A 24,746-nucleotide genomic window follows, 5' to 3' on the forward strand; every position below is an offset into this window, starting at 1 on the left:
CAAAATTCCAAAGATTTTTCTTAAACAACTTTATTCAACAATTCTTTTATTTCTTCTAATAAAGTTTCCTTTTTACCTTCACTTATTTTGTAAGCAAATGTCGGTTTTTCTCCAAGGTTAATATAAATTTTATTTTTGTAATTATCTAGTAAAGCTTTATATATATCTAGTTTTACTCTATCTCTACCTTGGAAAATAAATAATACCTTGTTATCTTTTTCTTTTACCTCTTCAACTCCAAGAATTTTTGCTTTGCTTTTTATATACGCTATGTCCATCAAATTAAATATTTCTGATGGAATTTTTGAATATCTATCATTCAGCTCTTCTTTTATATCATCATAATCTTCTTGATTTTCAATAGCTGCAATTTTTTTGTAGACTTCAATTTTCTGAATTTCGTCTTCAATATAATTCTCTGAAATAAATGCATCCACCTTAATATCTACTGTTGTTTCAATTGGCTCTTGATCTATTTCACCTTTAATTAATTTAATTGTATCTTCAAGCATTCTACAATACAAATCATAACCAACAGATGCCATGTGACCATGTTGAGCTGATCCCATCATATTTCCAGCTCCCCTGATTTCTAAATCTCTCATGGCTATTTTAAATCCAGAACCCAATTCTGTAAAATCCTTCAATGCTTTTAATCTCTTTTCAGCGACTTCTGTAAGGATTTTATCTTTTTTATATACAAAATATGCATAAGCTATTCTGTTACTTCTACCTACTCTACCTCTAAGCTGATATAGTTGAGACAATCCCATTTTGTCAGAATCATAAACTATCATGGTATTTACATTAGGAATATCTATCCCAGTCTCTATGATAGTTGTACAGAGTAATATATCATATTCTTTATTCATAAAGGCAATCATTTCTTTTTCAAGCTCTCGTTCAGTCATTTGCCCATGAGCAATTGTAACTTTTGCTTCAGGTATCAAATCCATTAAGTATTTAGCCATCTTTTCAATATCTTCAACTCTGTTATAAACAAAAAACGCTTGCCCACCTCTATTTAGTTCTCTTAATATTGCATCTCTTACTAATTGGTCGTTATGTTCAACTACATAGGTTTGTATAGGGTATCTTTCCTCTGGTGGTGTCTCTATTACCGAAATGTCTCTTACGCCTGTTAATGACATATGAAGTGTTCTTGGAATCGGAGTTGCGCTTAAGGTTAAAACATCAACATTCTTTTTTAAATTCTTTATTTTTTCTTTTTGAGTAACTCCAAATCTTTGCTCTTCGTCTACTATCAGTAAACCTAAATCTTTGAAAGAAATATCTTTGGATACGAGCCTATGGGTTCCAATTAATATATCTACATTTCCTTCTTTTAATGCCTTCAAAGTTTCTTTTTGCTTTTTAGCTGTTCTAAATCTACTTATCATGTCAATCTTAATTGGGAAATCAGAAAATCTCTTTCTCATGTTATTATAATGTTGTTCTGCCAAAATTGTTGTTGGTACTAAAAATGCTACCTGTTTCCCATCCATAACAGCTTTAAAGGCTGCTCTAATTGCTACCTCTGTTTTTCCATAACCAACATCCCCACATAGAAGTCTATCCATAGGTTTATCAGATTCCATATCCTTCTTAATTTCTTCTAATGATGTTAGCTGATCTGGTGTCTCTTCAAATGGAAATTCATCCTCAAATTGTCTTTGCCATTGAGTATCTTTAGAATAAATATGTCCTCTTAATGTAGCCCTTGCTGCATATAGTTTCACCAATTCTTCAGCAATATCATTTATAGAATTTCTTACCTTAGCCTTTGCCTTTTGCCACTCGGTACCACCTAATTTATTTATTTTAGGAGACTTACCTTCACTTCCTATATATTTCTGAATCATGTCTAATTGATCAACAGGAACATATAGCTTATCACCTTTATCATATAAAATATCTAAGTAATCCCTTGTATGACCAGAAACCTCTATCTGTTTGATTCCTTTATATACACCAATACCATGATTTACGTGAACAACATAGTCACCAGGTTTTAGTTCTCCAAAACTCTTTATCTTTCCTACACCTTTTTGCTTTGAAGGCTTTCTAGAAATCTTTCTTTTTGCTTCACCAAATACTTCTTTATCTGAAATTACACATAATCTTAATTCAGGATATTCAAACCCCTTAAGGAGATTACCAAAGGTAATAACTACTTCTCCAAATTGAACTTCTTTAACCTCATCCCTATAAGAGCTCTCAATTCCTCTATCTCTTAAAGTATCTACCAGTCTTTCCCCTCTGCTTCTTGTTCCTGATAATATTAAGGTTTTAAAACCTTTTTGTTTTTTATCTTTTATATCTTCAATTAAAAAATCCAATTGTCCTTGATATTCATGAAGTGTTAGTTGTGTAAAATTATTTATTGCAAGAGGTCTAAGATACTCCCTGCCTTTAGCTAAAGCATCTATAGTTATTAATTCTTTATCTTCTAGCGCATTATAAAGAATATCTTCCTCTATTAAAAGTTTTCCTTGAGAGGGGAGTATATCCCCTCTTGATAAAAACGAAGTATAATTTTCACCAAACTCATAATATAGACTTTCTAATCTACCTTTACACCTTTGGGTATCATCCATAACAACTAAATAATCATTAGTATACTGAAATAAACTCCAAGGATTCTCATATAAAAAAGGCATATAACTTTCTATAGTCTCGAATGTCCAAGTTTCCTTTAGAAGCTCAATATTATTTCTAACTATCGAATCTAGTTTTTCACATACCTCTTTTTCTTTTTTTCTTTTATTCTTAACCTCATTAAATTCACTTTCGATATTACGAATAGATCTTTCTAATGCTACTTTATCTAAGACCACTTCTTTAGCTGGAAAAATTTCAATTTCATCAACCTTAGAAACACTTCTCTGAGTTTCTAAGTTAAAGCTTCTTATTGACTCTATTTCATCTCCAAAAAACTCTATTCTATATGGTGTTCCATATTGAATCGGAAACACATCTAATATTCCACCTCTTAAAGAAAACTGTCCTTTTCCTTCAACTATTTCCACAGCTTCATAGCCACTTTCAACTAATAATGTTGTAAGTTCTTTTAAGTCATATTCATCTGAAATTTTTAATTTTACAAAATGACTTTCATAAAGTTCTTTTGGTGTATACAAGGATGCCAAGTTCTCTATAGATGTGACTACTATCTTTTTCTTATTATTTAACATTTCCTTAAATACTTTAAGTCTTTCCCATCTCAAGTCCCCGGAAATAGCATCAATATTATAAAAAACCACTTCTTTTGCAGGCAAATAAAACACATTCATATGGAACAGGGAAAGATCTTCATACAGATTTTTCGCCTCCATATCCGAATGCGTTACAACTAAAATAGATTTATGGTAATTTTCATAAACACCATTAATAAAATAGCTTTTACCAGAATCGCCCAAACCATACACTCCCACTGGAGTAGTATTTGAATCTAAGTTTTTAATAACTTCTTTAAATTTGTCGGAAGATTCTAGAGGTTCCATAATACCTCTTAATCTCATATGATACACCACCGTTCAAAAACTTCTATAGTGAAAAGCTATTATACTTATTCATAGCTTCAACTTCTCCGCTTTTAATTATTTCTTCTGCTGACTCTCCAGCAGCACTTATAACCTTTCTCAACATCTCTTGTTCCTCTTTTGAGAACTTACCTAAGACATGAGAAACTAAATCTCCTTTAGGTTGTCCTACCCCTACCTTAATTCTTGGAAAAACATCACTACCTAAATTTGTTATAATACTTTTTATTCCGTTATGTCCTCCAGCACTTCCTTTACCCCTTATTCTTAGCCTTCCAACAGCCAAGCTAATATCATCATATATTACTATAATCTGCTCACTGGAAATTTTATAAAAGTTTATTACCTCTCTTATACTCTCCCCGCTAAGATTCATATATGTAGTAGGCTTAAGCAAAATAACTTTTTCACCCGCTATATTACCTTCTCCATATTCTGCTTTAAACTTTTTTTTGTTAATATTAATATTATTTTTTTCTGCTAAATTATCTATAACTTCAAACCCTATATTATGTCTTGTTCCTTTATACTCACTTCCTGGATTTCCAAGCCCCACAATTAAATACATAGTTTCCCTCCAGACTACTTATGTTATGCAATTAAAAACTTTTAATGATATAAATAATACATTAATAATGTTTCATTATGATGTCAAAACATAAAAAGTTGTTTCATAATTACATAGTTAATTATATCACTGAAATTATGATATTAATCTCAATAATCTTCTTGATTTATATCTTTAAAGAGTTAAATTTATATCTACTAGCTGTCCGCTTCTTAAAATCTTACAGCTTATATTATCTCCAACATTATATTTTTTAATAATCTTATCTAAATCTTCAATAGTTTTTATTTTTTCTCCGCCTACTTCTTTAATTATATCAGTAGGTCCAATACCTGCTTTTGCTATGTCACTATCTTGCATAACACTTTCTACATAAACTCCTTCATAAGTTTTTCCATCCTCAGACCTTATACTCCCACCAATAAAACCCAACTTTATCTTATCCGCATTTCCTGTATCTATTATTGCCTCTATTATTGAAACTAGCTCACTTCCCCCAACTATCACAGATAAATTATTCTCACCATGCTCCTTTTGGAATTCCAACGAACTAATTCCTATTACTTCCCCGTCTAAATTACATAATGGTCCACCATTATTATCCTTCGTTATTATAGTACTACTTTGAATGGAATTAAATGTTTTCTCAGCTTCTTCATCATGATTTATTGCTATTTCGATTCTATTTGATGTTACTACTCCAAAACTAGCAAACCCTACTTCACTGGCACTTAGAGGGTGTCCAATTGAAACAACACGATCTCCCACAGCAGTTTTGTCATCTTTGTCTAGCTCACAAGCAGTATATCCTGTTCCTTCAATCTTAATAATTGCAATGTCTAAAGGCTCATACTTTCCTATAAACTTACCTTGCATTGGTTTGGTTCCTGGTGAAGAAAGCCCAACATATATGCTCTTTAAATTTTTAATAGAGCTAAAACTAGTTGCTATATATCCTCGAGAGTCTATAATCACTCCTGTTGCTCTATCTGTAAATGACTTATTTGTATTCAAGTTCTCCTTATTGTCACTTATAGTAACTAATGATACGGAGGTTTTCTTTATTACTTTGGAAAGATAAATATTATTCAAAACATTTTCATAAGAAACATAATCATTTCCATAAATAGTGTTCAAGCCTAATTCTTTTATTTTCTTATTTATAATAATCTGAGATGTTATTACGCCTGTAATTACTGACAATAAAACGAGAAAAGTCCCCAGTGCAAATACCTTTAGAAAAATCTTACGTTTGTTCTTTTTTACACTTATAGATACTTTTCCTTCATCTCTTTTTTCACTTACATCAATATCATCTTTTTTTTCATTATTATTTAGCATATAATACCCTCACTTTAGGTAGCTCTGGACAAAGTAAAAGTAAAAATTACTCCTTTTCCATCTTCACTATTTTGAACCCATATATCATTACCGTGCTGAGTAATGATTTGTCTTACTATAGGAAGTCCTAACCCTGTACTAAGTTTATTAGTTCTCGATTTATCAGCCTTATAGAACCTCTGCCAAATATTATTCAAGTCTTCTTTAGAAATAGTTGGTCCATCATTATATATACTTATATATATCTTATTCAATTTAACCTTAGTATATATTTTGATATTTCCGCCTGAATATGAATATTTAATAGCATTATCAACTACATTAGTCACTACTTGAATTAGCCTATCCCTATCAGCTAAGGCAAAAATGCGTTTTTCTTCAAAAACCACATCTACCTTTAACTTTTTATCTAATGCTTTATTTTCCAAATTCATAACAACTCTTGTAATTAAACTATTTACTTCTACTTCACTTATTTCTAATTCTACCTTTCCTTCTTCCATGGCTGACATATCTAATAGTTTATTTATTAACCTTGTTAATCTCTGAATTTCATCATAAACAATTTTTAAATATTGATTTTCTTTATCTTTAGTAATAACTCCATCTAGTATTCCTGCTATAAATCCTTTTATTGACGTAATTGGAGATCTTAACTCATGAGAAACGTTTGAGATAAACTCTCTTCTATTATTATCTACCTTCTCAAGAGAATCTGCCATTATATTAAATGACTCTCCCAATTCCCCTATTTCATCATTTGATCTAATTATTACTCTTTGACCAACTTCTCCCTTAGCTATTCTTTTTGAAACTGCATTTATTTCTGCTAAAGGCCTAATTAGAATATTTTGAGCAAGCAAATAAATCACCACTACAGATGATGCAATAGCAATAACAGCTGAAAACCATATAACAAGATAAACTTTATTGAGTGGAGCCCTAATCTGCTCTAGTGGGGTTACCATTACAATAAATCCATAAAAGTTTCCTTTGCTTATTATAGGTTTATAATATACATATTCTGACGAGTCTGAAAATCTCTCTTTAGGATCCTTTACCTCAACTGCTTTACCTGCCTTAAGTTCATCCATATTTTCTACTTGAAGCTTTGTATATTTTAAAGATTCGTAGCTTTTATCAGACACAGCATATACATACCCCATATTATCAGCTAAAAGAATATCTATAGAGAGGCTTCCGCTAACATAATTCATTACATTATTTAATGAAGCTAATGAATTTTGCTTATTTGATAAGTAATCAATTGATGTTGATGAAATTAACTGAGCCTGATTGTCTAAAAGGCTTTTTCTTCTATCAAAAAAATATCCCTCAAACCAAAATGAAAGGCTAGCTGCAATTATAATAAAAGATAATGCAACTATACCTGTTACTGCAATAAGCAATTTTGAAACTAAGCTCTCTCTTTTCATTTGCTACTTCACCTCGAATTTATAACCTACCCCCCAAACAGTCTCAATTTGCCAAGTGCTACCCTCAGGAAGTTTTTCTCTTAATCTTTTCACATGAACATCTACAGTTCTAGAGTCTCCTGGATAATCATATCCCCAAACCTCACATAAAAGTTGTTCCCTTGTAAATACTTTATTTTTATTTGATGCTAAGTAGTACAATAACTCAAATTCTTTTGGTGGCATTTTTATTTCAGTTCCTTTATAAACTACATTATAAGAGTTCGCATCCACACTTAAATCTGAATAGCTTATTACTTCTTTATTTGAAGGATCTGAGGTATATCTTCTAAGTACTGCCTTTACTCTAGCCAAAAGTTCTTTAGGCTCAAAAGGTTTTACTATATAGTCGTCTGCCCCTAATTCTAAAGCAAGTACTTTGTCAAAAGTATCCCCCTTTGCAGTTAGCATAATAACAGGTGTTTCTCCTTCTTTTCTAATCCACTTAAGTACATCTATTCCATCTATATTAGGAAGCATTATATCAAGCAAAACTAAATCTGGTTTATATTCCATAAAAGTTTCTTGTACATCCTTCCCATTATATACAACCTTACTATCATAATTTGCACTATTTAAATACATCTTAATTAACTCACAAATATTTTCATCGTCGTCCACTACTAATATTTTACCGATTGTTCCTTCCATTCTTATCTCCACTCCTTTCATATAAATAATTTACCACAAGTTTACATAATAAAATATAGTTTTTATAATATTGTAGCTTTTTTTTAACTTATGTAAAGATACCAAATAATATTTAATGAAAAAAGGATGGCAAGTCATGCCATCCTCTTTTAATATAAGTAACTTTCAATTTTAATTTCCATACGCAACTTAAAATTTTCACTTATCAATACTATATAACTTATATGTATTAAGCTTCAAATAATTTACTTAATGGTTCCTCATCATAGATCCTCTTAATTGCTTCTGCAAATAGAGGTGCTACTGAAATAGACTTAAATTTATCTAAATCATTTCTTTCTGGTAGTGCTATAGTATCTAGCATAATTAACTCTTCAATTGCACTTGCATTGATTCTGTCAAATGCAGGACCAGATAAAACACCATGAGTACAGCATGCATATACATTAGTTGCTCCTAAATCTTTTAAAGCATTTGCTGCATTAGCAATCGTTCCTGCAGTATCAATCATATCATCGATAAGTATACATGCCTTACCTTTAACTTCTCCGATAATATTCATTATTTCTGATACGTTAGCTTTTGGTCTTCTCTTATCAATTATAGCAATTGGTGCATGTAACTTATCTGCAAACTTTCTAGCTCTTGTAACACTTCCTAAATCAGGAGATACTACTACAACATCTTCTCTATCTTCAAATCCTTTTTCAACAAAGTATCTAGCTAGTATAGGTGATCCTAATAAATGATCTACTGGTATATCAAAATATCCTTGTATTTGAGCGGCATGTAAATCCATTGTTAAAACTCTATCTGCCCCTGCAGTAGTTAATATATCAGCAACTAGTTTTGCAGTGATTGGGTCTCTAGATTTTGCCTTTCTATCTTGTCTTGCATAACCATAGTATGGAATAACAGCTGTTATTCTTCCTGCTGATGCTCTTTTAAGCGCATCAATCATAATTAGCAATTCCATAAGATTGTTATTAACTGGTGAATTAGTTGATTGAACTACGAACACCTCTTGTCCTCTAACAGTCTCATTAATATCTACGCATATTTCTCCATCGCTGAAGGTTCCTACCTTCGCATTACCCACTGGCACCCCTAATATATCAGCTATGTCTTTTGCAAGTTTTGGATGTGAATTTCCAGTGAAAATTTTAATATTTCTTCCATGGGTAATCATTCCTTAGAATACCTCCTTAATATATTTTAAAAAGTGCCTTTGTAAAATTGTTATTTTTTAAGCCCTTTTTTATTAACCCATCCCTCAATGTTTGTTTGTTTTGCTCTTGCAATAGCAAGACTACCTTCTGGGACTTCTTTTGTTATAGTTGAACCTGCAGCAATATAAGTATTATCCTTAACTTCTACAGGAGAAACTAAATTCGTATTGCATCCTATAAATGAATTGTTGCCTATTTTTGTTTTATGCTTATTCTTACCATCATAGTTAACAACAACTGTTCCACAACCAAAGTTACAGCTTTCTCCTACTTCTGCATCACCAATGTAGGTTAAATGTGATACTTTAGTGTTATTTCCAATAGTTGATTTTTTTATTTCAACAAAGTCACCTATTCTAACTTTTTCGCCAATTACTGATTCTGGTCTAATATATGCAAATGGACCTACAGTAGTATTTCCACCAATCTTACTATCTAAAATTACTGAACTTTGAATCTCTACATTATCTCCAATTTTAGAATTACTAATTCTTGAATTAGGATATAACATACAATCAGTGCCTATTTCAGTATTTCCTTCTATAACATTACCTGGATAAATAATTGTATCTTGACCAATAGTTACATCAATTCCAATGTAAGTTGATTTAGGATCAATAATAGTTACCCCATTTTCTAAATGCTTATTATTTATTCTTTCTTTCATTATCTCTTCTGCTTTAGCTAATTCAACTCTTGAATTAACCCCTAAGGTTTCTTCAAACTCTGTAACCAATGCGCCTACTTTTTCCTCTTGGTTTTTTAGTATTCCTATAACATCAGTTAAATAATACTCTCCTTGAGCATTATCATTTGACAACTTATCTAAAGCCTCTACTAGTGATTTTATATTAAAGCAGTACATTCCTGCATTTATTTCTTTTGTCTCTAATTCACTCTCATTACAATCTTTATGTTCTACAATTTTTTCAACACTATCTCCACTTCTAATTATTCTTCCATACCCAGCTGGATTATCGATTATAGAAGTTAATAATGTTGCAGAATTTCCTTCTGTTATATGCTTATTTATTAAGCTTTCTACAGTTTCATTTTTTACCAATGGTGCATCACCAGTAAATATTGCAACTACACCATCTTTATCCTCTAAGAAATCCTTAGCACATATAACTGCATGCCCTGTTCCTAATTGTTCTGATTGTATTGAATAACTCACATTCTTTTCTTGAGTCATTTCTTGTACAAGTTCTGCACCTTTTCCAATTATAACATTAACATCTTGTATTTTAGCCATTCTCATAGTGTCTATTACATGATTAACCATTTCCTTACCACATACTTTATGCAGTACCTTAGGTAGGTTTGATTTTATTCTCTTTCCTTGCCCTGCTGCTAGGATTAAAGCACAACTATACATTAATACACCTCTATGTTCTTTCACTTAATTTTAAGTTGAATTATGATATTTTTTAACGTACCTATTATATTATAGGTTATTAAATCTACTATTTCAACATAATCTAACGAAATCTTCATATCCCTAATTTTCTGAATTTTACAGCAAATTCTACAATACAGGTACTGCTTAAAGCATAGCTAATTTTTATATTTTTTAAATTATAGTTTAATGTAACTTTGTGTAATTTTATAGGTTACTATTCTTTTTCTTCTAAAAGTAAAAAAAGGAAGCTCTGCTTCCTTTTTTATACATGATTATTCCTGTACAGACTCTTCATCTTCTTCTACTTTGGCTTTTTCATATTCATCCAAAATAGCATTTTGAATCTTTTCTCTAGTCTCTGTATTTATTGGATGCGCTATATCTTTAAACTCCCCATCAGGAGTTTTTCTACTTGGCATTGCAATAAATAGACCATTTTGTCCTTCAATAACTTTAATGTCATGTACAACAAACTCGTTATCGAAAGTAACAGAAACTATAGCCTTCATCTTTCCTTCAGCAGCTATTTTTCTTATTCTTACGTCTGTGATTTGCATTTCACTACACCTCCAGTTGTTTATTGTAGTTTATATTCTATAAAAGTTACTAAAATCCTTTTTTTTGTTGAAATTTTTAGAATATTAAATTAATAATTTTGATGGCTTTAAGTCGACCACTCCATTTTTATCCACATTTTTCAATTCTATTATAGAAACATAATCATCAATTAACTTTTTTTCTGCTCCAATATGATCCACTAGAACCCCTATTCCTACTAATTCCGAATCAAATTCATTTAGCAAATCTTGTATACCTTTTGCAGTTCCGCCTCCTTTTAAGAAGTCATCAATAAATATACATCTACTTCCTGTTTTTAAAGACTTTTTTGAAAGAGACATTTGTTGAATCTTACCGCTACTTCCAGAAACGTAGTTTATTGTAACCGTAGGTCCTTCAGTAACTTTATTATTGTCTCTTCTTGCAATCACTAATTCTGTTCCTAGATTTTTCGCAACTTCATAAGCTAATGGTATTCCTTTAGTTTCAACTGTAACTACATAATCAGCTTTATGATTTCCAAGCGCAGTTGCTAAAATAACCCCAGCCTTGCTTATTATTTGTGGATTATACATTAAGTCTGTCATGTAAATAAAATTACCAGGTACTATTCTTGATGGTTCCTTTAAGAGTTCGCATAATCTTTCTCCAAATTTCTCCCTACTCTCATCACTAATTCCATTTATGAATTTTATCCCTCCAGCTGCACCAGAAATGGTCTCCACTCTTCCCATTCCCAATTTCTCCAAAACTTCTCTTACTATTACTATATCTTCACTAACTGTTGATTTTGCCGCATTTAATAAATCCGAAAAATTATTTAATCCTATTATTTTATTTGGATTCTCCATTAATAGTTTTGTAATGGCTACAACTCTGCTATTTCTACTTAACTTTTCCACAAAAATCACCTACATTTTTATCATATTTAACGAATTTTCTATATAAAAAACTATCTTAATATTCATATTTTATTCTATATTATGGCCATAATCAATATTATTTAAACAATTAGCAAGTATTTTATTATATTTTTCTTCCAATTATTAATTCTTCTATAAAAAGTGTGTTCAATTTCATAAAATTGTATATAATTATAAATGAATTAACTTAAGGAGTTGATAAAATTGTCTTTTGATTTTTTAAAGGATAAACACATGAAGGTATATTTCATAGGTATTGGTGGAATAAGCATGAGTGGATTAGCTGCTGTGCTTTTAAATGGTGGTTATAGAGTCTCTGGTTCCGATGCTAAAAATTCTAAAATAATTGATTCACTTAAAGCTAAAGGTGCTGAAATATACATAGGTCATAAAAGAGAAAATATAGGAGATGCAGATTTAGTTGTTTATACTGCTGCTATTCCAAAGGACAATCCTGAACTACTAGAAGCGAAGGAAAGAGGACTTGCATTAATGGATAGAGCTGAATTTTTAGGCCATATTATGCAAGGTCATAAATATAATGTTGCAATTGCTGGAACTCATGGGAAAACAACAACAACATCTATGGTTTCTCATATAGCACTTGAAGGAAATTTAGATCCAACTATACTGGTTGGAGGAGAATTAGACATTATTAATGGTAACTATAAAGTTGGAAATTCTGAATATTTCATAACAGAAGCATGTGAATATAAAGCTTCTTTTTTAAGTTTTTATCCATATATAGGAATAATACTTAATATTGATGCTGATCACTTAGATTACTACAGAGATATCAATCATATTCAAGAAACTTTTGAAAAGTTCGTAAAACTTATACCACAAGATGGTTACTTAATTGGAAATAATGATGATCCTAGAGTTGTGAAAGCAATGGAAACTGCATCTTGTAATGTTATAAGTTACGGAATTGATGGTGGCATTATTACTGCTAAAAACATAGTGTTTAATGAAAAAGGGTGTGCAACCTTTGATGCGTATAAATATGAAGATAAATTATTTACAATTTCATTAAATGTTCCTGGAAAGCATAATGTTTTAAATGCGCTTTCATCTGTAGCAGTAGGTTTAATCTTTAATCTTTCTGCTGATGCAATAACTCAAGGTCTTACTTCCTTCGGAGGAGCTCATAAGCGTTTTGAATATAAGGGTGTAAAAGATGGTGTAACTGTTATTGACGATTATGCTCACCACCCAGTAGAAATAAAGGCTACATTAAGTACTTCAAAAAACATTAAGCATAATAACTTGTTTTGTGTTTTCCAACCTCACACATATACAAGAACAAAAACTCTTTTTAAAGAGTTTACTGAAGCATTCAATGATGTTGATGAACTTATTTTAATGGATATATATGCAGCTAGAGAAAAGGACCCTGGAGATATAAACTCCAAAATGTTAGGTGATGCTCTAAGATCTAAAGGTATAAAATGCATAAATGTCTCTTCACATAAAGAGGCATGTGATTATGTAAAAGGTAAAATGAAGGATGGTGACATACTTCTTACTGTAGGTGCAGGTGACGTAGTTCAAGTTGGAGAAATGTTCCTACAATAATATGTTAAGGTTAGGTAGTTAAAGAATTTTATAACAATTCATTTAACTACCTTTTTTTACTCTTTAATAAATTATAACGTTTTAAGTATTCAAGTAACTTTATAAGTTTGAAATTAAATTTAAGGATCAGCTGCCTTCCCATAAAAAATAAAAATAGAATTGATTGCCTTGACGATTTTTTATATTACTTTCACATTACGACCTTATTTCGCATATATCATTAATGTAAAAAAAATTTATCGGAGGAAACTCATGTATCGTGAACAATATGACGATCAAGGAAGCAGTAGCCAGACTAATACTCAGGATAATCTATATAATCAAGGAACTCAATATGGTTCTGGAACTCAAGGAACCCAATTTGGCTCAGGTACTCAATCAGGCCTAGGAACTCAATTTGGACAATACGGTCAAACTACTCAGGACATGATGCAAGGTGGCCAAATGAGTCCATTTGCTAGTTGCATGGAATATCTAAAAACTGTTCCATTTTTACCAAATCCTTATTACATGCCTCAAGGACAAACTCAAGGTCAAGAAGGACAATACCCATATATGCAAATGCCTGGTGGCATGCAGATGCCCGGAGGTATGCAAATGCCTGGAGGTATGCAAATGCCTGGATCAACTACTCCATACATTCAATCTTATCCAGGAACCCAGTCTTCAACTACAGGTTTAACTTCTGGAGGATCTAGTACTTCAGGCTCTACTACTGGTTCTACAGGTTCTACTACTGGTTCTAGCGGTTCTACTACTGGTTCTAGCGGTTCTTCCACCGGAACTAATAGACAGCAATACTCCAATTATAAGAATTATCCTAGCTATGGTCATGGATATAAACAACCTTACCAACATCCTTACTATCATCATTACTATCATCCTTACTATCATCCTTATTATCAATCATACTATCAACCTTATTATTATGGCTACAATCCATTACCTTGGTTTCTTCTTGGTTCCTTATTCTAAAAATAAGTTAGAATTATATGCTTATACTTAATAAATTCCTATGCCAAAGAAATTTTTCTTTATAACTTAAATCTAATAATCACTCATTTTAAAATGAGTGATTATTATTTTTCTACTATCTAAAACTATCTTTAATTATTGCAGGGATTTCTCGTATTCCACCATAAATCTCAGTTAACCATTTATCCTTCACAAATACTCCTGAATATTTTGCATTAATATTTAACTTATCACCTAACATCTTTGCTCTTCTTAAATGAAACTCATTTGACACTACAATTACATGATTAAACTTTTTTTCTTCAACTATTTCCTTAGAATTTCTTAGATTTTCATAGGTATTTTTTGATTTATCTTCAAGTAACAACTTATCTTCTGGTATACCTTCATCAACCAATATCTTCTTCATACACAAAGCCTCAGATATTTCTTCACCTGATCCCTGCCCGCCTGATAATATTATATATTCTCCCAGTCCCTCACTATATAATTCTTTTGCTTTTAAGGTTCTTTCTAATAAAAATCTCGAGGGATCTTTTCCATTCACCTTGCAACCAAGAATAATTATAGCATCACTTTTTTCTATATTTTTTTTAGTTCCACCAGTGAAAATATATAATTGACTTAAGCCCAACAAAACCAGTAATACACCTAAAATCACAAAAATCCTCTTCTTCATAGTATTCTCCTTAATCCATTATATTAATGTTATCTAACTTAGTTCTATTTTAAATTATACTTTATTTCCCTATGATTTAAATGTAATTATATTAACAAAAGTCCAGTTTTTCTTTAATTTACTATTGATTTTTATGTTGATTTGTTGTAAATTATGGGTGAAAATGTTACCATTATATATTGATATATTTAGTCCATTAATTATTTATTTTTGTACTACTTACATATAATATTATTACTATTTATTTTTTGGGGGGATTTAAATGGCTGCAACGATTTCTGATATTGCTAAAGCTGCTGGTGTTTCTCTAGCTACTGTTTCAAGGGTACTTAATAATTCTGGTTACGTTAAATTAGAAACAAAAGAAAAGATATTAAAAATTATGAAGGATTATAATTATACTCCATCTGCGATTGCAAGAAGTTTATCTAAAAAACAAACTAATACAATAGGAGTAATTGTTCCAGATATAACGAATCCTTTCTATGGTGAAGTATTTAGAGGTATAAATAAAGTTGCTGAAGATAATAACTTTAACATAATTCTCTGCGATTCACATGAATCAATTCAAAAAGAAATTAGAAGCATTCAATCCTTAAGAGAACATAGAATCCGTGGCCTATTAATTACACCAACCTCCTGTGAAGATGACCAAAATGTAGATTGCTTAAATGAATTAAATAATTTAGGTATTCCTGTGGTTTTGATAGATGGGCATCTAAAGCATTCAAACTTTTCTGGTGTCTTTGTAGACAACCTAGAAAGTAGTTATAATGCAGTGAATTCATTAATCCACGAAGGGCATACTAAGATTGCAATAATTACTGGAAGAATGAATTCTAAGTCTGCTCAAGAACGTCTTGATGGTTACAAACGAGCTTTAAGTGAAAATAATATTCAGATAAATGATGATTATATTCTTTATGGTGACTATACACTTGAATCTGGATATAATTTAACAAATAGAATTTTAGAGTTACATAATGGCCCAACTGCAATTTTCACTAGCTCTAACCAAATGACTATCGGGGCCATAAAATCTATACGAGAAAAAAATTTATCTTTTCCTGAAGATATTGCACTAATTTCCTTTGATAGAATAGATTTATTTAATATAATAGGATTAGATATTAGTTATATTGATGGTCCAACTACTGAACTAGGAGAAATAGGAATGAACTTACTTCTAGATTCTCTTAACTCAGATGATAAAGTAGAAGTACAGACTATAACACTTAAATCTTCATTAGTACTTAAAGGATCTGAAAAATATTATAAAAAACAAAATTAAAATTTTTATTCTAGAGGATATACTCCTTTAGAATAATTAACCCTTAAAAGTAAAGCGGTTACACTTAATATATAATCTAGGATTCTTAGATTATATTCAATTATTATTTTGGAGGCGATATTATGATAAAAAGAGTAATTTGGATAGTTCTAGATAGTGTTGGAATGGGTGCTCTTCCTGATGCAGATAAGTATGGTGACGTTGGTTCAAATACTATAGGAAATGTTTCAAAATATAATGGTGGATTAAAGCTACCTAATATGGAATCCCTTGGTCTTGGATTAATTGATGGTATGGAGAACATAAACAAAGCCCAAAATCCTATAGGTTGTTATGGTAAATTGCACGAGGCTTCAAATGGTAAGGATACTGTAACTGGCCATTGGGAAATGGTTGGGGTAAAAACTGAAGTTGCCTTCCCTACATATCCTAATGGATTTCCTAAAGATTTAATAGAAGAATTTGAAGAGAAAACTGGAAGAAAAGTAATAGGAAATAAAGTTGCATCAGGAACTGAGATACTTGATGAATTAGGTGAAGAACAATTAAAAACTGGTGCACTAATAGTATATACTTCAGCTGACTCAGTATTTCAAATTGCAGCTCATGAAGAATTAATACCACTAGATGATTTATATAAATATTGTGAAATAGCTAGAGAAATGTTACATGGAGATCGTAAAGTAGCTCGTGTAATCGCTAGACCTTATATAGGCGAACCAGGTAACTTTAGCAGAACACCTAATAGAAAAGACTATGCATTAGTTCCACCACATGAAACAACTTTAGACATATTAAAATCAGCAGGAGTTCCTGTTATGGCAGTAGGAAAAATCGAAGATATTTTCTCTGGTAAAGGAATAACTCACGCAGTTCATACTAAAGATAACATGGATGGAGTTGATAAAACTCTAGATTATATGAAGGAAAGTACTTCTGGATTAATTTTTACTAATCTTGTAGATTTCGATTCTAAGTGGGGTCATAGAAATAATGCAAAGGCTTATGGTGAGGGATTAGAAGCATTTGACCAAAGATTAAAAGAAATAATAAGCAATATGAAGGAAGAAGATGTATTATTTATAACAGCTGACCATGGATGCGATCCTACATTCCCTGGAACTGATCACACAAGAGAATATGTACCATTCTTAGCATATGGAAAATCACTAAAAGAAGGTTATAACCTAGGTATTAAAATGGGATTCTATAGTATGGGGCAAACCATATGTGATATATTTAATACTGAAAAAATACAAAATGGTGAGAGTTTCCTTAAAGAAATATTGAAATAAGAATAAGGAGTGGAATAATGATTGATTTAAATATAAAAATAAAAGAAGCTGGTGACTTTATACTATCTAAGACGAAATACAAACCTGAAATTGCACTTATATTAGGATCAGGACTAGGTGCAATTGGTGATAAAATAGAAGATGCAGAATACTATAATTATAATGAAATACCTCATTTTCCTGTATCTACAGTAGAAGGTCATGCAGGAAGACTGGTTATTGGTAAACTTCAAGGAAAATCTGTTATTGCAATGCAAGGACGTTTTCACTTTTATGAAGGATATAAAATGAATGAAGTAACTTTTCCTGTTAGAGTAATGAAACTTCTCGGGGTAGAAACACTAATCGTAACTAATGCTGCTGGAGCTGTTAATACATCTTTTGAGCCAGGAGATTTAATGCTAATATCAGACCATATTAATTTATCGGGTGATAATCCACTAATAGGAAGAAACTTAAATGACTTTGGTCCTAGATTCCCTGATATGTCCAATGCCTATGATAAAGATTTAAGAGTAAAGGCTAAGGATATAGCATCATCATTGAACCTTACACTTAAAGAAGGTGTATATGCAATGATGAGTGGCCCTACTTATGAAACACCTGCTGAAATAAGAATGATAAGAACCTTAGGTGGAGATGCTGCTGGTATGTCAACTGTTCCTGAAGTTATAATAGCAAAACATCAAGGAATGAAGGTACTAGGTATATCTTGCATGACTAATATGGCAGCTGGAATATTAGATCAACCTTTAAGTCATGAAGAAGTTATGGAAACTTCAGAAAAAGTAAAAAACACCTTTATTTCATTAATGAATAATATAATAAAATCTCTATAAAAATATTTAAAGCAAAAAGCAGAGAAATATATATTTCTCTGCTTTTTATATTTTATCTATAACTTTCAAATGAATTTTTTCTTGAAAACTACACAAATTGAATGTCTGCTTTTTTTCTCGGTACAGTCCTTTCATATGTCACATTTGGATATCCAATTACTAGGACAGTTGCAACCTTTTGTCCTTTTTCCATTTTTAAGAGACTTCTAAGTTTAGCGCTTATATTTACTGCTCTAGTAAAAAATCCACTGTAAAATGTGCCGAGCCCTAACGACTCTGCCATTAACTCCATATTAGATGCTGCTAAAGAACCATTAACTTGATCCTTTGATACTACAACAATAACAGCTGGAGCATTTTTAAAATAAAATTCATCATCTACAGTAATTGATTTTACAATTGGTATAAATAGTCCAAGAGGCTTTTTGAGTAATCTCAATAACTTTACCGCTTCTTTTTCAATTTCCTTATTCTTTTCTGTAATTACAATATATGAAACATCCTGTTTATTACTTGCAGTTGCTGTATAACGTCCTGCTTCAATGATCTGCATTAACTTTTCCTTTTCTACTGGAATATCTTTAAATTGTCTAATGGAACGTCCACCTTTTATTACCTTTAGTAGAGTATCACTATTAAGTTTGTCCTCCTCACTTATAGGTATAATTTCTTCTTCATCATATTGAGGTATTCTCACTGCGCCTTTAGGACAAATAGCCACACAGTGACCACATTTTAGACATTCATCCCTTCTTATGACAGCTTTATTATTTTCCATCACTATATTATATTCTGGACAATCTTTTACACACTTACTACAACCAACACATTTTTCTAAATCAATACTAACATCTGATTTCATATCCACTCTTATTCCTCCAACAATTTTAATCCTTATTTTTGATTATGCAATTTTCACGTCTAATATTTAAAAATCATCTCTTCTATCAGGTGCATGCTTCATAATAGCATTGACATGGTTAAAAAGCCTTATAATCTTATTTAACTCATTATCCCTTGCTTCTAGATAATAATAATTTTTTGTTCCTTCTCTTCTCACACTTATCATATTTGCATTCTTTAATATTTGTAAATGATGTGATACTGATGGTCTTGAAAGATTAGTCTTCTGAGCAATATCACCCACTCTTATACCGCTGCAATCACTTAAAAGTAATGCACTTATAATTAACTGCCTTGTTTCATCCCCAATTGCTATTAATGCCTTTTGGCATTCTTTAAATTCTTTTGATAGCACTAATAATTCATTAGATTCATTCATTATTAAGCTCCTTCCGGAAATAAATAATTTTAATGGTTTATTGGTTTAAGCCATTATAGCATAAGTTTCTTTGAAGTGGTTTATTGGTAAAGAAAGTCTAGATGAATGAAAAAAAGGCTTTAATAAGCCTTTTTTTATATTTTACTTCCACAATGTGGGCAGTATTCAAATTCTTCATTCACTTCCCTATGACAATTACTACAGTATACTTTAACATCTCCCCTACGCAATACCTTCAAATCCCAGTAAGTTATTTCTTCAATACTCTCTTCTACAGCCTTACCTTTTTCCTTAGATATTTCATAGACAGTATTACAATCTCTGCATACTAGGTAGTATCTTACTCCCCATTTAATTAGTGGAATAAAAAAGAAGTGAAACATATTAAATTGTTTATATAATATTAGCTCACCAGTCCTACATTCTTTACATGATGCTGATGCTATCCTTTTAATTTCTTTTTGTTTTGTTTCAATACCAAAAATACCTATAAAAAACATTCTTTTATCCTCCTTAACAAAGTATGTTAAAGAACTACAATATCCTTTGTTACTTTATTTAATACCTCTACTCCAGAATCTGTTACTAGAACTAAATCCTCTATTCTTACTCCTACATCTCCAGATAGATATATCCCTGGTTCTACTGAGAAGATCATTCCTGGTACTAACTTATCTTCATTAACAGCACTTACATTACCATAATCATGTACTTCTATTCCAATAGAATGTCCAGTTCTATGAGTAAAATACTTTCCATACCCAGCTACCTCTATATGATTTCTAGCCGCGTTATCAACATCACAAAATCTTCTGCCTGGTTTAACAGCTTCCTCTCCCTTTAAATTTGCTTCCTTTACAATATTATATACTTCTATTGCTTTACTTGAAGGTTCACCATAAAACACTGTTCTTGTCATATCTGAACAATAGTGGTTGTATAAACATCCAATATCTATAACCACCCCTTCTCCTTTTTTAAGTAGTGATTTGTCTGGTTCATGGTGTGGATCTGCCCCATTAGCTCCATAAGCTATTATAGGTGCAAAGGAATACCCTTCCGCTCCTTCTTTATCGTATAATTCTCCTAATAATGCTCCCATTTCTTTTTCAGTCTTTACTTCCCCTATGCTTCTCCAAATTTCTCTCATGGCTCTATCATTTATATCACTAGCTTTTTTCATAAGTTCTATTTCTTCATTGTCTTTTATTGCTCTAGCCTTATCAATTATTGGAGATCCATTTACAAATGCTTTTCCTGCTCCTAGTTCCATTAATCTTATTAAAAAATGAGCTGGCCAATTCTTATCTATTCCAAGTGATTTTTCTTTATCAATAAATTTACTTAAAATAAGTATTGGATCTTCAGTATCCTTATACCATAAAACTTCCACACCCAAATCTTCTACAATTGGGAATAACTCATTAACCACTAGCTTAGGTTCATTCTTAGTTGATAAATAAAGAGCTATCATACGCTCTCCAACTTCAAACCATTTACCTGTTAAATAAAAAATAGCAGCTGAGGATGTAACTATCATTTGTTCTAAGCTTTCTGCTTCCATATCCCTTAATATTTTTTTAACTCTGTCTACTTTCATTTCCTTCACTCCTACTAAATATAAATTCTTACATAACATTATTATATCATTCTTATTTAACCAAAATGTAACTGATTTATCATATTATATAGTATTTACAATATTTAAAATTGAAAAGCATTGTAGTAATATATTAAATATAAAAATAATAATGGAGGAAATACTATGAGAATAGCTGCAATATCAGATGTACATGGCAATATATATGCATTAATGAGTGTCCTAGAAGATATAGATAGTGAAAATATTGATTTTATTATGTGCTTAGGAGATCTAGTAGGTTATGGTCCTCATCCAAATGAAGTTATTGCCTTAATTAGGAGAAAGAGAATTCCTTGCTTAAAGGGCAATTACGATGCTTCTGTAGTTGATAATGATTTTACTTACATTAGAGATACTTCTATAAATTCCTTTGTACTTCCATGGACCGTTAATGAGTTAAGGGCCTCAAATAAAGAATTTTTAAATAATCTTCCAAGTTCCATGACACTAGAATTTGAAGGTAAAAAAATAACTTTTGTTCATGGAAGTCCAAGAAGGATAAACGAATATTTATTACAAGACTCGGAGGAAACAGCTGAAGTTATGAAGGAGTTCCAAGGCAACATCTTGGTAGCTGCCCACACTCATTTACCTGGATATAAGGAATTCAATGATAAGTTATTTATAAATGATGGATCAGTTGGTAAACCTATGCTTGGTAGACCTAATGCTACTTATGCAATAATTGATATACAAGGAGATTCAAAGCCTAAGGTTAATTTCAAAGAGGTTCCTTATGAATATAAAAGAATTATGAAGGATATGCAGCTGCTTGATTTTCCAACTAGACTTATAGATGGTTACGAAAGCGGTACCGAATAAGTCTGGCGGCTTCTTGCAAATACTGGCTTTTTGTTGTAAAATCTCATTATGACTTATATGCAATTATTAGTAATATAACTTTTAGCTGTGTATATAACGGTTTTAGAATAAATTATAACTTTCGGACTACATTTAAAAAGTTTAAGGAGGATATCTATGAGTAACAACATTTTAGTAAAGTCTCTTTATAGAGAACAAAAAGATTTTGCTAACAAAGAGATTAAAATTAGTGGATGGATTAGGACTTTAAGAGCTTCTAATGCCTTTGGATTTATTGAATTAAATGACGGTTCTTTCTTTAAGAACGTACAAATAGTTTTAGATGCTAATAAATTAGAAAACTTTAAAGATATTTCTAAGTTACCTATCAGTTCATCAATATCTGTTATAGGTACTTTAGTTGAAACACCTGATGCAAAACAACCTTTTGAAATTCAAGCAGATCAAATTATAGTTGAAGGAATGTCTTCCTCTGACTACCCTCTTCAAAAGAAGAGACATACTTTTGAGTATTTAAGAACAATTGCTCACTTAAGACCAAGAAGTAATGCATTTTCTGCAGTTTTTAGAGTTCGTTCTGTTGCAGCATATGCTATACACAAGTTCTTCCAAGAAAGAGGATTTGTATATACACATACTCCAATTTTAACTGGATCTGATGCTGAAGGTGCTGGAGAAATGTTTAGAGTTACTACTTTAGACCTTAATAACATTCCTAAAACTGAAGAAGGTAAGATAGACTATTCAGAGGATTTCTTTGGTAAAGAAACAAATCTTACTGTTTCAGGACAATTAAACGGAGAATCTTTTGCATTAGCATTTAGAAACATTTATACTTTCGGACCTACTTTTAGAGCTGAAAATTCTAATACTGCTAGACATGCAGCAGAATTCTGGATGATAGAACCTGAAATATCTTTTGCTGATCTTAAAGATGATATGGAACTAGCAGAAGACATGTTAAAGTTTGTTATTAACTATGTTATGGAAGAATGTCCTGAAGAATTAGAATTCTTTAATCAATTTATAGATAAAGGTCTTTTAGAAAGACTTAACCATGTTGTAACTTCTGACTTTGGTAAAGTTACTTATACTGAAGCAGTTGAACTTCTTCAAAAATCAGACAAGAAATTTGAGTACCCAGTAGAATGGGGAATAGATCTTCAAACTGAACATGAACGATATTTAACTGAAGAAATATTTAAGAGACCTGTATTTGTAACTGATTATCCAAAAGATATCAAAGCTTTCTATATGAGACTTAATGAAGATGGAAAAACTGTTGCTGCAATGGACTGTTTAGTTCCTGGAATAGGCGAAATCATCGGTGGTTCTCAAAGAGAAGAAAGACTTGATGTGTTAAAGAAAAAGATGGCTGAATTAAACTTAAATGAAGAAGATTACTGGTGGTACCTAGAATTAAGAAAATATGGTGAAACACCTCACTCTGGATTTGGTTTAGGTTTTGAAAGATTAATTATGTATATAACTGGAATGACAAACATAAGAGACGTTATACCATTCCCAAGAACTACAGGTCAATCAGACTTTTAATAAAAAACTCCAGTAGCTAAGCTACTGGAGTTTTTATGTTTTATATTTTATATACACAATTAAAACATATCTTTTTTCTTTAATATTAAAGCAGCTACAACACATAGGAAAACTATAAATCCAACTACAGATATAAGACCTACTGGGCTTTCTGAAAATGGATTTCCTCCAACATTCATTCCAAATATTCCTGAAATCATATTAGGAATAGACATAACTATAGTTACTGCAGCTAATACCTTCATTACAATATTTAAGTTATTTGCAATTACTGATGCGAAGGCATCCATTGTGCCTGCTAGTATATCACTATATATTCCTGCCATCTCTATAGCTTGCTTATTTTCTATAATAACGTCTTCTAATACATCATTATCCTCAGGGTACTTCTGCATTATTGACATCTTCATCATTTTTTCTAAGGTTATTTCATTTGATTTAAGTGAAGTTGAGAAATATACCAAAGATTTTTCTAGTGATAACATTTGAATCAATTCTTTATTCTTCATTGATTTATGAAGTTTCTTCTCTATCATTAAACTCTTCTTATCTATTTGTCTTAAGTATAGAAGATAGTATGTTGCTATTTTACTTAATATCTGTAGTATAAATCTTGATCTTTTAAATGTATAAAAACCTCTTATTACACCTTTAGCGAAATCTGTTAATATTTTTGAATTCTTTAAACATACTGTTATGATTTCTTTTTCAGTATGTATTATTGCTAAAGGATAGGTATCATAAGTTAATGAGTTGTCCTCCATTTCAGTAAATGGAATATCCACTATAACCAAAATATTATTATCTATAATATCAATTCTTGAAGTTTCTTCATCATCTAAAGGAGCCTTTAAAAATTCAAGAGGTACCCCAGTCTTCTTTGCTAGTAATATTATTTCTTGCTCTGTAGGGGCCACAACATTTACCCAACATCCAGCTTCAATATTTTCTATAGTCTTCAATGTAAGATCTGTTTCACTTGTAGTCTTATAAATATTTATCATATTATTACCTCCTTCTTAGCATCCCTTAACTATTATATCAGCAAACAAAAATAAATAACAGTAATTAAATATATGCAAAAAATTAAAGGACTTGGT

At 31.0% G+C, this 24,746-nt stretch carries 22 protein-coding genes; 7 read left to right on the plus strand and 15 right to left on the minus strand.

Translation table 11 applies throughout. The annotated features are described in order from the left end of the window. Positions 1-20: 20 nt before the first annotated feature. The 9 genes from mfd to purR all read right to left on the minus strand — a co-directional run bounded on the left by mfd (position 21) and on the right by purR (position 11,668). Positions 21-3,521 (minus strand): transcription-repair coupling factor, encoded by a 3,501-nt coding sequence (gene mfd, locus PTZ02_RS12375; protein WP_274228119.1) that lies wholly within the window; start codon positions 3,519-3,521, stop codon positions 21-23. Between the two features lie 25 nt (positions 3,522-3,546). Next, a complete protein-coding gene (gene pth, locus PTZ02_RS12380) occupies positions 3,547-4,110 on the minus strand; it encodes an aminoacyl-tRNA hydrolase (RefSeq protein WP_274228120.1) in 564 nt (187 codons plus the stop codon). Between the two features lie 174 nt (positions 4,111-4,284). Further along, positions 4,285-5,451, minus strand: coding sequence for a S1C family serine protease (locus PTZ02_RS12385; protein ID WP_274228121.1), 1,167 nt, complete (start codon positions 5,449-5,451; stop codon positions 4,285-4,287). Between the two features lie 14 nt (positions 5,452-5,465). Next, positions 5,466-6,887: a sensor histidine kinase gene (locus tag PTZ02_RS12390; RefSeq protein ID WP_274228122.1), complete on the minus strand. Its 1,422-nt coding sequence runs from the start codon at positions 6,885-6,887 to the stop codon at positions 5,466-5,468. Between the two features lie 3 nt (positions 6,888-6,890). After that, the gene (locus PTZ02_RS12395) at positions 6,891-7,577 is read right to left on the minus strand and encodes a response regulator transcription factor (protein ID WP_274228123.1); all 687 of its coding nucleotides are present in this window, start codon (positions 7,575-7,577) and stop codon (positions 6,891-6,893) included. Positions 7,578-7,806: 229 nt separating this feature from the next. Then, positions 7,807-8,766 carry a ribose-phosphate diphosphokinase gene (locus PTZ02_RS12400; RefSeq protein ID WP_274228124.1) on the minus strand — a complete coding sequence of 320 codons (960 nt, stop codon included), beginning with the start codon at positions 8,764-8,766 and terminating at the stop codon, positions 7,807-7,809. Between the two features lie 50 nt (positions 8,767-8,816). Continuing rightward, positions 8,817-10,184 (minus strand): bifunctional UDP-N-acetylglucosamine diphosphorylase/glucosamine-1-phosphate N-acetyltransferase GlmU, encoded by a 1,368-nt coding sequence (gene glmU, locus PTZ02_RS12405; RefSeq protein ID WP_274228125.1) that lies wholly within the window; start codon positions 10,182-10,184, stop codon positions 8,817-8,819. Between the two features lie 296 nt (positions 10,185-10,480). Next, positions 10,481-10,765 (minus strand): septation regulator SpoVG, encoded by a 285-nt coding sequence (spoVG, locus tag PTZ02_RS12410; protein WP_274228126.1) that lies wholly within the window; start codon positions 10,763-10,765, stop codon positions 10,481-10,483. An 84-nt stretch (positions 10,766-10,849) separates the two neighbouring features. Continuing rightward, a complete protein-coding gene (purR, locus tag PTZ02_RS12415; protein ID WP_274228127.1) occupies positions 10,850-11,668 on the minus strand; it encodes a pur operon repressor in 819 nt (272 codons plus the stop codon). Positions 11,669-11,893: 225 nt separating this feature from the next. Here purR and murC point away from each other — a divergent pair, with 225 nt between their 5' ends. Then, positions 11,894-13,267, plus strand: coding sequence for a UDP-N-acetylmuramate--L-alanine ligase (gene murC / locus PTZ02_RS12420; protein WP_274228128.1), 1,374 nt, complete (start codon positions 11,894-11,896; stop codon positions 13,265-13,267). A 252-nt stretch (positions 13,268-13,519) separates the two neighbouring features. After that, positions 13,520-14,242, plus strand: coding sequence for a hypothetical protein (locus PTZ02_RS12425; protein WP_274228129.1), 723 nt, complete (start codon positions 13,520-13,522; stop codon positions 14,240-14,242). A gap of 115 nt (positions 14,243-14,357) precedes the next feature. Here the strand turns inward: PTZ02_RS12425 and PTZ02_RS12430 are convergent, their stop codons facing one another. Then, positions 14,358-14,921, minus strand: a complete 564-nt coding sequence (locus PTZ02_RS12430; RefSeq protein WP_274228130.1) for a YdcF family protein — start codon at positions 14,919-14,921, stop codon at positions 14,358-14,360. Between the two features lie 262 nt (positions 14,922-15,183). On the opposite strand from PTZ02_RS12430, the gene PTZ02_RS12435 reads away from it, so the two are divergent. From PTZ02_RS12435 to PTZ02_RS12445, 3 genes are all read left to right on the plus strand, one after another. Further along, positions 15,184-16,212, plus strand: a complete 1,029-nt coding sequence (locus PTZ02_RS12435) for a LacI family DNA-binding transcriptional regulator (RefSeq protein ID WP_274228131.1) — start codon at positions 15,184-15,186, stop codon at positions 16,210-16,212. A 122-nt stretch (positions 16,213-16,334) separates the two neighbouring features. After that, on the plus strand, positions 16,335-17,507 hold the full coding sequence (locus PTZ02_RS12440; protein WP_274228132.1) for a phosphopentomutase: 1,173 nt from the start codon (positions 16,335-16,337) through the stop codon (positions 17,505-17,507). A 20-nt stretch (positions 17,508-17,527) separates the two neighbouring features. Continuing rightward, a complete protein-coding gene (locus PTZ02_RS12445; protein ID WP_274228461.1) occupies positions 17,528-18,346 on the plus strand; it encodes a purine-nucleoside phosphorylase in 819 nt (272 codons plus the stop codon). Positions 18,347-18,434: 88 nt separating this feature from the next. Here the strand turns inward: PTZ02_RS12445 and PTZ02_RS12450 are convergent, their stop codons facing one another. The 4 genes from PTZ02_RS12450 to PTZ02_RS12465 all read right to left on the minus strand — a co-directional run bounded on the left by PTZ02_RS12450 (position 18,435) and on the right by PTZ02_RS12465 (position 21,228). Beyond that, the gene (locus PTZ02_RS12450) at positions 18,435-19,208 is read right to left on the minus strand and encodes a nitroreductase family protein (protein ID WP_274228462.1); all 774 of its coding nucleotides are present in this window, start codon (positions 19,206-19,208) and stop codon (positions 18,435-18,437) included. A gap of 66 nt (positions 19,209-19,274) precedes the next feature. Further along, positions 19,275-19,628: an ArsR/SmtB family transcription factor gene (locus tag PTZ02_RS12455; RefSeq protein WP_274228133.1), complete on the minus strand. Its 354-nt coding sequence runs from the start codon at positions 19,626-19,628 to the stop codon at positions 19,275-19,277. A gap of 134 nt (positions 19,629-19,762) precedes the next feature. Continuing rightward, positions 19,763-20,128 carry a zinc ribbon domain-containing protein gene (locus PTZ02_RS12460; RefSeq protein WP_274228134.1) on the minus strand — a complete coding sequence of 122 codons (366 nt, stop codon included), beginning with the start codon at positions 20,126-20,128 and terminating at the stop codon, positions 19,763-19,765. A gap of 26 nt (positions 20,129-20,154) precedes the next feature. Beyond that, complete coding sequence (locus tag PTZ02_RS12465; protein ID WP_274228135.1) at positions 20,155-21,228, minus strand: M24 family metallopeptidase; 1,074 nt, start codon at positions 21,226-21,228, stop codon at positions 20,155-20,157. Positions 21,229-21,393: 165 nt separating this feature from the next. On the opposite strand from PTZ02_RS12465, the gene PTZ02_RS12470 reads away from it, so the two are divergent. Then, positions 21,394-22,092, plus strand: a complete 699-nt coding sequence (locus tag PTZ02_RS12470; RefSeq protein ID WP_274228136.1) for a metallophosphoesterase family protein — start codon at positions 21,394-21,396, stop codon at positions 22,090-22,092. A gap of 156 nt (positions 22,093-22,248) precedes the next feature. Then, positions 22,249-23,646 (plus strand): asparagine--tRNA ligase, encoded by a 1,398-nt coding sequence (gene asnS, locus PTZ02_RS12475; RefSeq protein WP_274228137.1) that lies wholly within the window; start codon positions 22,249-22,251, stop codon positions 23,644-23,646. Positions 23,647-23,705: 59 nt separating this feature from the next. Here asnS and PTZ02_RS12480 read toward each other — a convergent pair whose 3' ends face one another. Beyond that, the gene (locus tag PTZ02_RS12480; RefSeq protein ID WP_274228138.1) at positions 23,706-24,650 is read right to left on the minus strand and encodes a magnesium transporter CorA family protein; all 945 of its coding nucleotides are present in this window, start codon (positions 24,648-24,650) and stop codon (positions 23,706-23,708) included. Between the last annotated feature and the right edge of the window lie 96 nt (positions 24,651-24,746).

This window comes from Clostridium sp. 'White wine YQ' (assembly GCF_028728205.1).
In the GTDB taxonomy this organism is placed as follows: Bacteria; Bacillota; Clostridia; order Clostridiales; family Clostridiaceae; genus Clostridium_T.